This window comes from Micromonospora sp. LOL_023 (assembly GCF_048060115.1).
Taxonomy (GTDB): domain Bacteria; phylum Actinomycetota; class Actinomycetes; order Mycobacteriales; family Micromonosporaceae; genus Micromonospora_E.
In genome coordinates this window covers 49,587-61,453 of record NZ_JBHMIM010000005.1, presented here as the reverse complement: position 1 = coordinate 61,453, position 11,867 = coordinate 49,587, and the positions used below count along the sequence as shown (strand labels likewise).

Annotated in this window: 10 protein-coding genes and 1 riboswitch; of the genes, 7 read left to right on the top strand and 3 right to left on the bottom strand. The window is 70.7% G+C overall.

Annotated features, from left to right (window positions below; genetic code table 11):
* Positions 1-34 precede the first annotated feature (34 nt).
* Both ACFHVL_RS04385 and ACFHVL_RS04380 read left to right on the top strand, forming a co-directional pair.
* Complete coding sequence (locus ACFHVL_RS04385) at positions 35-784, top strand: HAD family hydrolase (protein WP_416625766.1); 750 nt, start codon at positions 35-37, stop codon at positions 782-784.
* Positions 781-3,150: a glycoside hydrolase family 65 protein gene (locus ACFHVL_RS04380; protein ID WP_416625765.1), complete on the top strand. Its 2,370-nt coding sequence runs from the start codon at positions 781-783 to the stop codon at positions 3,148-3,150. The genes ACFHVL_RS04385 and ACFHVL_RS04380 overlap by 4 nt, the downstream gene beginning before the upstream one ends.
* Positions 3,151-3,284: 134 nt before the next feature.
* Here the strand turns inward: ACFHVL_RS04380 and ACFHVL_RS04375 are convergent, their stop codons facing one another.
* Positions 3,285-4,307 (bottom strand): coiled-coil domain-containing protein, encoded by a 1,023-nt coding sequence (locus ACFHVL_RS04375; protein WP_416625764.1) that lies wholly within the window; start codon positions 4,305-4,307, stop codon positions 3,285-3,287.
* Positions 4,308-4,309: 2 nt separating this feature from the next.
* A riboswitch (cyclic di-AMP (ydaO/yuaA leader) is annotated at positions 4,310-4,446 on the bottom strand.
* A gap of 262 nt (positions 4,447-4,708) precedes the next feature.
* Here ACFHVL_RS04375 and ACFHVL_RS04370 point away from each other — a divergent pair.
* The 3 genes from ACFHVL_RS04370 (at position 4,709) to ACFHVL_RS04360 (ending at position 8,451) form a co-directional block, all read left to right on the top strand.
* The gene (locus ACFHVL_RS04370; RefSeq protein WP_416625763.1) at positions 4,709-5,386 is read left to right on the top strand and encodes a potassium channel family protein; all 678 of its coding nucleotides are present in this window, start codon (positions 4,709-4,711) and stop codon (positions 5,384-5,386) included.
* A gap of 1,074 nt (positions 5,387-6,460) precedes the next feature.
* Positions 6,461-7,129, top strand: a complete 669-nt coding sequence (locus ACFHVL_RS04365) for a winged helix-turn-helix domain-containing protein (RefSeq protein ID WP_416625762.1) — start codon at positions 6,461-6,463, stop codon at positions 7,127-7,129.
* Positions 7,126-8,451 carry a sensor histidine kinase gene (locus ACFHVL_RS04360; protein ID WP_416625761.1) on the top strand — a complete coding sequence of 442 codons (1,326 nt, stop codon included), beginning with the start codon at positions 7,126-7,128 and terminating at the stop codon, positions 8,449-8,451. Before ACFHVL_RS04365 ends, ACFHVL_RS04360 begins: the two co-directional genes overlap by 4 nt.
* Positions 8,452-8,476: 25 nt before the next feature.
* Here the strand turns inward: ACFHVL_RS04360 and ACFHVL_RS04355 are convergent, their stop codons facing one another.
* The gene (locus tag ACFHVL_RS04355; protein ID WP_416625760.1) at positions 8,477-8,944 is read right to left on the bottom strand and encodes a hypothetical protein; all 468 of its coding nucleotides are present in this window, start codon (positions 8,942-8,944) and stop codon (positions 8,477-8,479) included.
* Between the two features lie 59 nt (positions 8,945-9,003).
* On the opposite strand from ACFHVL_RS04355, the gene ACFHVL_RS04350 reads away from it, so the two are divergent.
* Both ACFHVL_RS04350 and ACFHVL_RS04345 read left to right on the top strand, forming a co-directional pair.
* The gene (locus ACFHVL_RS04350) at positions 9,004-10,146 is read left to right on the top strand and encodes a branched-chain amino acid ABC transporter substrate-binding protein (protein WP_416625759.1); all 1,143 of its coding nucleotides are present in this window, start codon (positions 9,004-9,006) and stop codon (positions 10,144-10,146) included.
* Between the two features lie 49 nt (positions 10,147-10,195).
* The gene (locus ACFHVL_RS04345) at positions 10,196-10,924 is read left to right on the top strand and encodes a hypothetical protein (protein ID WP_416625758.1); all 729 of its coding nucleotides are present in this window, start codon (positions 10,196-10,198) and stop codon (positions 10,922-10,924) included.
* Between the two features lie 46 nt (positions 10,925-10,970).
* On the opposite strand, the gene ACFHVL_RS04340 is transcribed toward ACFHVL_RS04345, so the two are convergent.
* On the bottom strand, positions 10,971-11,867 hold the full coding sequence (locus tag ACFHVL_RS04340) for a peptidase (protein WP_416625756.1): 897 nt from the start codon (positions 11,865-11,867) through the stop codon (positions 10,971-10,973).

Genomic DNA, 11,867 nt, shown 5'->3' with positions numbered 1-11,867 from the left:
GCCGGCCTGATGGAGATCGGGCTAGATTGGCGGTGTGCTCGGTCTACCCGCTCATGTGACCGCCTGCCTGTTCGATCTCGATGGGGTGCTGACCCAGACCGCGAAGGTACACAACGCGGCGTGGGAGGAGACGTTCAACGACTTCCTCCGCAGTCGGGCCGCCGCCACCGGCATGCCCTTCGTGCCCTTCGATCCAGGCGCCGACTACAGCCAGTACGTCGACGGCCGCCCCCGGGCCGACGGGGTGCGTTCCTTCCTCGCCTCGCGAAACGTTGAGATTCCCGAGGGGTCGGCGGACGACCCCCCGGAAGCCGACACCGTCAACGGCATCGGCAGCCGGAAGAACGAGATCCTGCTGCGACGCATCTCCTCCGACGGCGTGCAGGTCTACGACGGTTCGTTGGCCTATCTCCATGCCGCTCGCTGGGTCGGGCTGCAGCGGGCCGTCGTCTCGGCCAGCGCGAACTGCCGGGACGTGCTGATCGCCGCGGGGATTGAGGAGTTGGTCGAGGTGCGGGTAGACGGGGTGATCGCGCGCGAGAAGGGCCTGCGCGGCAAGCCGGAACCGGACACGTTCCTGGCCGCCGCGGCGCAGCTGGGCGTGGAGCCGGGCAACGCCGCGGTTTTCGAGGACGCCCTGGCCGGGGTGTCGGCGGCACGAGCCGGCGAGTTCGGCTGGGTGATCGGTGTCGACCGGGTCGGCATCGGAGATGAACTGCTCGCCAACGGTGCCGACATCGTGGTGGGCGATCTGGGGGACCTGCTGGCCGGAGCCGAACGGTGATCCGCGAGCGGGCCTATCCGGTCGAGCCCTGGCATGTCCGGGAGACCCGGCTCGACTTCGACATCCTGGCCCAGTCCGAGTCGGTCTTCGCCCTCGCCAACGGGCACGTGGGGTTCCGGGGCAACCTGGACGAGGGCGAGCCGCACGGTCTCCCGGGCACGTACCTCAACTCGTTCTACGAGCTGCGGCCGCTGCCGTACGCCGAGGCCGGCTACGGCTTCCCCGAGTCCGGCCAGACGCTGGTGAACGTCACCAACGGCAAACCGATCCGGTTGCTGGTCGACGACGAGCCGTTCGACGTGCGCTACGGCGACCTGATCTCCCACGAGCGGGTCCTCGACCTGCGGGCCGGGCTGCTGGACCGCCGGCTGGAGTGGCGCTCACCGGCCGGGCGCACGGCCCGGGTCCGCAGCACCCGGCTGGTCTCGTTCACCCAGCGGGCGGTCGCCGCGATCTGCTTCGAGGTCGAGGCGGTCGACGAGCCGCTGCGGATCATCGTGCAGTCCGAACTGGTCGCCAACGAGGAGTTGCCAGCACAGAGCAAGGACCCACGGGTGGCCGCCGTGCTGGATCAGCCGTTGCAGGCCGAGGAGCGGCTGGTGCAGTCCGACGGTGGGCTGCTGATCCACCGGACCAAGGCCAGCGGCCTGCGCATGGCGGCGGCGATGGGGCACGAGATCGACGGCCCGGACGGCGTCGCGGTCAGCACCGAGGGGTTCGACGACTGGGTACGCACCACCGTCTCCTGCACGCTGCTGCCGGGGCAGCGGCTGCGGATGGTCAAGCTGCTGACGTACGGCTGGTCCAGCCAGCGCTCCCTGCCGGCGCTGCGCGACCAGGTCGGCGCGGCCCTGGCCGGTGCCCGCATCTCAGGTTGGGAAGGGCTCTGCGCGGAGCAACGCAAGTACCTCGATGACTTCTGGGACCACTCGGACGTGCGGGTGGACGGTGATCCGGAGATCCAGCAGGCGGTCCGGTTCGGCCTGTTCCACGTGCTGCAGGCCGGTGCCCGAGCCGAGCAGCGGCCGATAGCGGCGAAGGGCCTCACCGGACCGGGGTACGACGGACACGCCTTCTGGGACACCGAGATGTTCGTGCTGCCGGTGCTGACGTACACCCAGCCGGCGGCGGTCGCCTCGGTGCTGCGGTGGCGGCATTCGACTCTGGACCAGGCCCGGGAGCGGGCCCGGATGCTCGGGCTCAACGGCGCGGCGTTCCCGTGGCGGACCATCCGTGGCCAGGAGTGTTCGGCGTACTGGCCGGCCGGAACGGCGGCGTTCCACGTCGCGGCCGACATCGCCGACGCGGTCCGCCGTTACGTCCAGGCCACCGGGGACATGGAGTTCGAGCGAGAGATCGGCCTGGAACTGCTGGTGGAGACCGCCCGGCTGTGGCGTTCGTTGGGCCACCACGACCGGCACGGCCGGTTCCACATCGACGGGGTGACCGGCCCGGACGAGTACACCGCAGTGGTCGACGACAACATCTACACCAACCTGATGGCGCAGCGGAACCTGCTCGCGGCGGCCGACTACGCGCTGCGCTACACCGACCGGGCCTGGGTGCTGGGCGTCGACGACGAGGAGACCGCGGCCTGGCGGGACGCGGCGCTGTCGATGCACGTGCCGTACGACGACGAGTTGGGCGTGCATCCGCAGTCGGCCGGTTTCACCCGGCACCAGGAGTGGGACTTCCCGGGCACTCCACAGGACCACTACCCGCTGCTGCTGCACTACCCGTACTTCGACCTGTACCGCAAGCAGGTAGTCAAGCAGGCCGACCTGGCGTTGGCGATGCACTGGCGGGGCGATGCCTTCACCGACGAGGAGAAGGCGCGCAACTTCGCCTACTACGAGCGGCGTACGGTGCGCGACTCGTCCCTGTCGGCGTGCACCCAGTCGGTGCTCGCGGCGGAGACGGGGCACCTGGAGCTCGCCCACGACTACATGGGCGAGGCCGCGTTGATGGACCTGCACGACATTAACCGCAACACCCGCGACGGCATCCACGTGGCCGCGCTGGCCGGGGCGTGGCTGGCGTTGGTCGCCGGGTTCGGTGGGATGCGCGATCACACCGGCGAGCTGTCGTTCGCGCCCCGGCTACCGCAGCGGATCAACCGGCTCGAGTTCACCATGATGTGGCGGGGCATGCGGCTGCGGGTGACCGTCCAGCACGACGAGGTGACCTACTCGTTGCGCGACGTCGACCCGAACGCCACCATCGAGCTGACCCACCATGGCGAGCCGGTCACGGTCGCGGCGGACAAGCCGATCACCCGGGCGATCCCGCAGGCCGGGCCGGCCGGCCCGCCGCCGCAGCAACCGACGGGCCGTTCACCGGTGCGCCGTTCGGCCCGCGCCGACTGATCGGCCCGACTGATCGGCCCGACTGATCGGGCCGATCACCGTCCGTCCTGCTGGGGAGTGCCGGTCGGCAAGTGTGACTGACCGGCACCTCCCGTTCCTGACCGGCAGCGCGACCGACCGACCGGGCCGAACCCTTACAACAGGGACAGGTGTACGTGGTTGGTGTGGTCACTGCTCGGGTCGCCGCCGGCACCGCTGTAGGAACTCCAGCCGGTCGTCGGTGACCAGAACTGGCGGTACCAGATGACGTACAGGATGCCGAGCTTGTCGGCGTTGCGGACCAGGAACGCGGTGAGGTTGTTGCCGTACAGCCGGTCGTCGCCGAAGGCGTCGCCGCCGAATCCGCTGGACTGCATGGAGAAGTCGCAGGCGCGCCCCTTGGGGTGCTCGAACGGCCCACCGGGCCGGAAGCAGGAGACGAAGCGGTTGAACCCGGCCTTGCTGGTCTCGTTCAGCGCGTGCTGGGTACGCGGGGTGATGCAGCCGGACGTGGTGGGGTCGTCCTGACTGCACGACTGTGCCGGCCACGAGCCGTCGGAGTTGCGGGGTGCCTGCGCGGCGACCGGCGAGGTAGCCGAGACGAAGCCGTTGGTGGCGACCGCCCCGACCAGCCGTAGGGCCCGCTCCGCCTCCTTCTTCTGTTTGTCCATGGCGGTGAGCTGCTGCTCCTCGCGGGCGACCTCGGCGTCGATCGCCGCGACGGCGCGGGCGGCCTGCTCGCGTGCCTGGTTGAGTTCGCGTACCCGCTTGTTGTCGTGCATGGCGATCATGTCCAGGCCTTCGGCCCGCTCCAGCAGATCGTCCGGGCTGGCGCTGTTGAGCAGCACCATCACCGGGGTGATCCGGCCGAGCCGGTACGAGTTGGCGGCCACCTCGCCGATCTGGGGGGTCAGCGCGTCCAGTCGTTCCTGGATCTTCTCCAGTTCGAGACTGAGCTGGAGTTGCCGCTTACGCGATTCCTCGACGGCTGCCTTCGCCTCGACGAAACCGCGTCCGGTCGATTCGAGCACCTCGCTGAGCAGCGGTGGTGCGCCTTCGCCCGCAGGATCGGACTCCTGGGCGGCGGCCGGCGACGCGACGACGAACCCGGCGAGTAGGGCGGTGACGGCGGCCAGCGCCGCAGCCAGCGGAAACCGCCGGCGGAGGGGTGCGGTCATCCTGTTCCTTTCCTTGGCCGCCGACCGAGTTAGCTGACGGGTTCGGGACGGAACGATCCCTACCGCTGATGCGGATTCACCCCAGTGGAAACTTGGTTCCCCGGCTCACCCCGGAGGGGTGATTGGGCGGCGGTCACTGCCGGCACCGGAGGGTGCCGCCTGGCAGAGACCGCAGGCAAGCCTACCGGATCGATGGCTGGCCCCGACACCTCCGGAACCGTGGTTGACCTGGGGGAAATCCGTTACCGGGCAACGACATTCGGTGATGTCCACTGTCTGCACTTGATGGCGTACTCGGGGTTGACGTCGTGCCCCGTCACGTCTGGCTGCAGCCCGGTTCTCTGCTTGATAAAGTACGATAAAGAACAAAAATGCCAATTGAAAGCTTTGGGCGAATTGATATGTCGGACGAGAATGCTTCACCTGTCGCGTCGGGCGACGACAGCGTCGTGGTCGTCGGGCTCGGCCGATTCGGTGGACAGGTGGCGCTGTCGCTGCGCCGTCTCGGGCACCACGTCCTGGGCATCGACGACCATCCCAAGCGGGTGCACCGCTTCGCCGACCGGCTCCCCCGGGTGGTCGAGGCGGACTCGACGGACGAGCAGGTGCTCCGGCAGCTAGGGCTGACCGGCCATCCGTGCGTCGTGGTCGCCATCGGGTCCGACATCGAGGCCAGCGTCCTCACCGTGGTGGCGCTCACCGAGCTCGGCGTGCGGGAGATCTGGGCAAAGGCGGTCACCGCCAAGCACGGCCGGATCCTCAGCTCGGTCGGCGCCCATCACGTGATCTTTCCGGAGGCGGCGATGGGTGACCGGGTCGCCCACCTGCTGGCCAGCCGGATGCTCGACTTCATCGAGTTCGACGACGGGTTCGCCATCGCCAAGGTGTGTGCCCCGGCCGACACCGCCGGTCGGACCCTGGCCGAGTCGCGGCTACGCCAGCGGTACGGCATCACCGTGGTCGGAATCAAGGAGCGGGATCAGCACCTGCGCTACGCCCGACCCGAAACGACGATCCCGCCGGACGCGCTGTTGATCGTGGCCGGGTCCACCGCCGAGGTCCAGCAGTTCGGCCGCTGAACCCGCCGAACGAGCCGTCCGGACCGGGCCCTGGCGCACGTGACGGCCGGGTTTCCGGCGATCACCGGCCTGTGATCCTGGTCGTAACCGTCTCGTCACGCCTTCATTTCGTGAGCTGATCAGCCTCTGGACTTTCGCAAACTCGTGACTCAGGCTACAGTCCCTGCATGGGAGCGCTTCCATTGATGGACGTGCCCCTAGATCAGGGTCAGACGTACGCTGACGCGAGGTCTGCGTCAGCACGTCGACCGCTCAGCCGTACGGCTGGCGGCGGGCCAGCCCGGACTCCGCCGCCAGCCCACGCACCACCTGTCGAGAGGAGGTGGAACCAGAGCCACTCGCGTGGCCCGGCTCCCGCGCGTCACGCACGATCTGGACGCCAAACCGCTCGTGCGTGTCAGTAACTGATGGTGGGGACGGGGGTTGCCCTCCCCGTCCCCACGCTAGTCCCCGATTGTTACGACGCGGAATCGCCGACAAGTCAGGACCGCGACGCCAGTCTGGCCGATAGCCCTGTCCAGCCCGCCGATGCATCGGCGGGCTTCGTTGTGTATAGCGGACCCTGACGGGCTCCACGTTGGCTGCCCCGCCGCCGCGGCGGTCCGGTGTGCCCAGCTCAGCCAGGGGTTCCGGTGCTGTCGGTCGTTGCGGGCACCGGTCGGGCGGCCGGGGGCGCGGCGGCCGTCCGGGCGTCGGGTGGGCGGCAGGCCGGCTGGGTGGCCGTCCCGCCGACCGACACGGGGCGTGCGATGCGGCGGTGGGCAAGGTCACATCTGCGCCGACCGCGCCTGGCCCGGCCGGGTCGCCCTCGAACCGCCGATGGTGGTGCCCGTGCCGCTGCCGGCGACACGTCGCCGCTGTCCGCAACGCCTCCTGGACCAGCCGGACCGAATCCGGTGGGAAGATCCAGTTCGGATTCGTCGGCAGCTGTGCGGGAGCAGCGCGCCGCCGATCGGGTTTGTGCACAACGGGTCGACTGCGCCGTCGTCGGTCGAGCTGACCAGGTGTCCGACAGGTCGACGGACTGCCGGCAACGAAACGTTGCGGTGACGGCGACTTGCTAGCCTCGCCCGCATGCGGGTGCTGGTGGTCGAGGACGACCCCGAGGTACGCAGCGCTGTGGTCACCGCGTTGCGCGGGGGCGGATTCGCTGTGGATCAGGCCGCGGACTGGAGCCAGGCAGACCTGAGCATGAGCGTCAACGACTACGACTGCCTGGTGCTCGACCGCATCCTGCCGGAGGGGGACTCGCTGCACCAACTCGGCCACCGCCGCCGCGCCGGGCTGGCCCTGCCGGCCCTGGTGCTGACCGCCCTGGACAGCGCCGGGGACCGGATCGCCGGGTTCCAGGCAGGCGTGGACGACTACGTGGTCAAGCCGTTCGTCACCGCCGAACTCGTGTTGCGGGTGCGCGCACTGTGCCGCCGCCGGGCCGTCACCACCCCGGCGCTGCTGCGGGTCGCCGATCTGGAGGTCGACGTGGCGCGCCGGGAGGTGCGCCGGTCCGGCATCCTGCTGACCCTGACCCGCAAGGAGTTCGCGGTCCTGGAGATGTTGCTGATCCGCCGACCCGCGGTGGTCAGCCGCAGCGACCTGTTCGAACACTGCTGGGACGAGCTGGCCGACCCGAGCTCGAACGTGGTGGACGCGGTCGTGGCCCAGCTACGGCGCAAACTCGGTGAACCGCAGTTGATCTCTACGGTGCGCGGGGTCGGCTACGGCATCGCCACGGTGCTGCCGTGATCCGGTGGCGGTGGCGGTGGCGGTGGCGGTGGCGCCCGGCGCGGGGCCAGCAGGCGGCCAAACCGCTGCAGACCGCCGACCGGCTGTGGAACCTGCGGATCCGGCTCACCGCACTGGTGATGGCGATCAACGTGGTCGGGTTGGCCGGTATGGGGGCGGTCGCGTTGCTGGTCGACGAACGGCAGCGCGACGAGGTGGTCGCGGCCGAGCTGCGGCGTACCGCCAGCACCGCGGCCGCGCTGCTCTACTACGACTCCGGGGCGCTGCAACTGGACAAGTTGTTCGACAACGCGGTGGCCAACGGCACCACCGCCGTGTACGTGTACGAGGCCGGCCGGGCCGAACTCAGCCTGGTCTTCGCGTACCCGGCCCGGTTGCCGGTGATCTCGCCGGACGTGCTGCTCGCCCCGGCCCGCACCGTATGGTCGACCGGCACCGAGATCGCCAGACCGGTCGGTGAGGACCAGACCGACCCGACCCCGCTGCTCGCCGTGCCGTTCGAACACGCCATCACCGGCGCGGTCTCCGGTGCCGTCGTCGTGCTCGGCGATACCGGTCCGGCCGAGTCCGCCAACCAGCGACTCGCCCTGGCCCTGGTCGTCGGCGGGGTCACCTTCACCGTTCTGGCCTGCGCGGGCGGCTACCTGCTCGCCCGGCGGAGCACCGAGCCGATCGCCGACGCGCTCAACCAGCAGGAGCGGTTCGTCGCCGACGCCGCACACGAGCTGCGTACCCCGTTGACGGTGATCCGGGCAGTCTCGGAGACCGCGCTGACCGAACCACAGCGCCGCCCGGCCGCGTTGCGCCAGGTGGTGCGCTCCGCCGACCGACTCGCCGACTCCGTCTCCGTCCTGCTCACCCGGGCCCAACTGGTAGCCGGGCTGCGGGACCTGCGCCGCGAGCCGTTCCGGCTGGACCAGCTCGCGGAAGAGGTGCTGTCGGACACCGTCCAGCCGCCGCACACCGCCATGCCGGACACCATGCCGGTGGTGGCCTCCGGGGATCCCGCGCTGATCCGGATCGCGTTGCGAAACCTGATCCAGAACGCGGTGCAGCACGGCCGGGTCGCCGACCAGCCCGCCGAGGTGCGCCTGACTGTCACGGCAGACCCGCCGACCGTACGGGTCCGGGACCGGGGTGGCGGGCTCAGCGAGGCGGTCGTCGACGCCCCGGAGCAGCGCTTCCGGTCCGGAGCCGAGGACGGCACCGGACTCGGCCTGTCGATCGCCAGTTGGGTGGCGGAGCTGCACGGGGGAAAGGTGCGGCTGGTCAACGTCGCGGACGGGGGCACCGAGGCCCGGCTACGGCTGCCCGACCCGTAGCACTGATCACGACACGTAGCACTGATCACGACACGTAGATCGCGCGCTCGCCGTTCGGGCTGATCGCGAACCAGCCGTCGGGCTGCCCGTGCCCGTTCGTGTCGCCGGGCATCCGGTCACCGGCGTACCCGTACAACGGCCAGCCGGCCAGGCTCAACTGCCGTCGGCCGTCGGGCCGGTCGAAGCAGGCGACCAGCTGCCGGTCGATGCCCTCGACCCGGATCTCGCCCTGACAGCGCACCGGCAGCCAGGACTGCAGGCAGGAGCCGGTGCAAGCCGACCGGGAAGGGCTCGCCGAGTCCCGATCTGAGCGGTACAACACGAACCCCTGGGTGTCGATGACGATGTTCTCCAACGTCCGGGAGGCGACGGCGTACAGTGCGGTGCCGGCCGGAGCCGCCGACTCGCTCGTCGGCGACTCGGCCGGGGCACCCGCCGGCGGGTTGCTGCACCCCGCGACGGCCAGTACCGCCGCGAGCAAGATCCGTCTCATCAAAAACTCACGCTCCAACCCGCAGGATAGGTGAGTCCGACCGGGTGCAGGAGGTGGACGTGCGCGCAACGCTGGGCCCGATGGCGGTGCTTGCCCTACTGCCCGTGGTCGCCGGGTGCGTGGCTACCGGTGGCGACGAGGCCTCGCCGGCCGCTGTCTGCGGCAGCCGGATCGCCGTACTGGGTCCACTCAGCGGGGATTCGGCGGATCTCGGCGGTTACATCTTCGACGGGGCCCGGCTGGCATTCGACCAGGATCGCGCGGAGCATCCGGACTGCCCGGTGGACCTGGTCGACTACGACTCCCAGGGCGATCCGAAACAGGCACCGGCGCTGGCCCAACGGATCGTCGACGATCCGAGAATCGTCGGGGTGATCGGACCGGGCTTCTCCGGTGAGGCCGAGGCGGCACTGCCGATCCTCGACCAGGGCGGGGTCACCACGATCACCACCTCGGCCACCCGTACCGAGCTCAGCCAGCGTGGTTGGTCGACCTTCCACCGCCTGATCGGCAACGACACGGCGCAGGGCCGCGCCGCCGGCTGGTACATCGACCAGGTCCTCGACGGGGCGGCCGTGTTCGTCATCGACGACGGCGGCGCGTACGGCCGGGGACTGGCCGACGAGGTGGTCGACCGGCTGGGTGCCAAGGTGGTGCAGCGGGCGACGATCGCACCCCGGACGACCGACTTCGCGGCGGTGGTCGGTCAGGTCCGGTCCGCCGCGGCGGACGTGATCTTCTACGGCGGCTACTACGGGGAAGCTGGTCGCCTGCAACGGCAGCTACGCTCAGCCGGGCTGACCCCGACCTTCGTCGCCGGTGACGCCGTCAAGGCGGACGGGTACTTCCGAACCGCCGGCGACTACGCGGACGCCGACGTGGTGATCACCTGTCCGTGCCTGCCACCCGAGCGGGCCGGCGAGGAGTTTCCCCGGCGCTATCGGGACGCCTTCGGGATGGAACCGGGCACCAACAGCGCGGAATCGTACGACGCGGCGCGGGTGTTCCTCGCCGGGCTCCGGGCCGGGCACAGCGACCGGACCTCGATGGAGGCCTTCGTCGACGCGTACGACGCACCTGGCGTCGCTACCCACATCGTCTGGACGAAAACCGGCGAGCTGGTCGATTCGTCCGTCTCGGTGTGGGCGTTTCGCGTCGAGGGTGGACTGTTCGTGGCGGAGCGGTCCATCCCGGCAAGTTGATCTGCGCGCCGCAACGGCGTGTCCGTGACTGTGGCAGAGGAGTTTGACCGTGACCGCAACGGTGTCAGCAGGTGCCGCGAACCATCCGGCCGTGACCATCCCCGGCCGCCGCCCGGCCAACGGGCCCGACCGGGTCCTGTGGGCTGTCGCGGATGGCCCCCTCGGACCGTATCCCCTGCTCGAGGCAGCGTTCTGTTGGAACGAGCGTCGACCGGTCGGCTGGCGCCGGCTCGGTCCGGCACCGACCGGCCCGACCGGGCCGTTGCCGGTCGTGCAGACCGAGCAACCGGTCGCCGCGGCCCGGATGACCCGGCTACTGACCACGATGACCTGGGCGGTCAGCGTTCCGGTCGGGGCGGCGACGCCACTGGCCCGGATCGAGGTGACCGCCGAGGCGTACCACCGGGTGCTGCGGGCGCTGGCCGGTGCCTGGCGGGACGGCCGCCGGATGCTCGCCAGCGCCGATCTGGCCGCCGTGCACTATCCGGCGGCGCTGGCGGTCTGGCGGATGGCCGCGCTGCTGGCGTCGCCCGACCCGGCCGCCGGGGTGCTCACCTTCTCGGTGAGCACCCCGGCGGCGGCGCTGCTGCGCAGCGCCGCACCGGTCCTCGCACTCCCGCACACCGTCGTCGAACGGGGTGTCCGCAGCACGGTGATCCGGGTGGACCGGCCGGCGCTGTTCCGCCGGCTGCTGGTCGATCTCGACCCGCCGGCGTTCGCCGGGCGGGTGGGTGTCCGGCGGCCGGGTGCCCGGGTACCTACCGCGGTTGCCGGTTGACGGTCGCCGTCGACCCGCCTACCGGCCGGCCGGTAGGCGGAGATCGTCAGCCGGCGAGCCGCCGGCGAGGCCTTCGGGTCAGGCCGAATCCGACGACGCCGCCGACCGCCGCCAGTACGCCGCCGAGCGCCGTCCAGACCCAGCGGCTGGAGAACTCGGGCAGCCAGCCGGCGAACCAGTCGGTGACGCTGCCCCACCAACTGCCTTCCTCGTCCTGCCCGGCGGCAACCTGGTCACCGTCGGTGGCGGAGTCCGGGTCGTCGCCAGCAACCTCGTCGCTGGCAGCCTCGTCGTCGGTGAGCTGCGCGGCGCTGGTGAGCACCGCACCCTGTTGTCCGGTCGGGGTCAGCGGTGCGCGCAACCGCCCGCCCTCCGGGCTGGTGTCACCGGAGACATCGGCGGTGATCCGCAGCTCGACCTGCACCGGCAACCCGAGGTCCTGCTCGGCGAGTTCGGCCACCGAGATCCGGACGAAGTAGGTCCCGGGCAGCGGATCCGCCGACCACGGCTCGGCCCACCCACGTACCTGCCGCAGCACACAACCGGCCTGAACCTGGCGGTCCGTCGCCGAGCCGACCGGCGACTGCGCTCCGGCGGTACAGGGCTGCCGGCGCCGTAGTCCGTCGAAGACGTCGATGGTCCAGGTGGAGGCGCCGCTACGGCTGGCCGGATCGGCCAGGGTGACGGTCGCGGCTATCGAGCTGGTCTGGCCGGCCTCGGCAGGGAAGGACCAGTAGAGGTACTCGCCGGTCGCGGCGGAGACCCGTACCGGCTGATCGATGTTGACGGCGGCGGCGGTCAGGAACGACGTGCCGGCCTTGGTGAGCGTCGCCTCGACCGGGAGTGGTGTCGGACCGTCGGCCGCCGCCGGGGTCGCGGCGAGCAGCACGACGGCGATGCCGGCGACGCCGGCCCGGATCAGCTGCGGGATGTGACGAGCCAT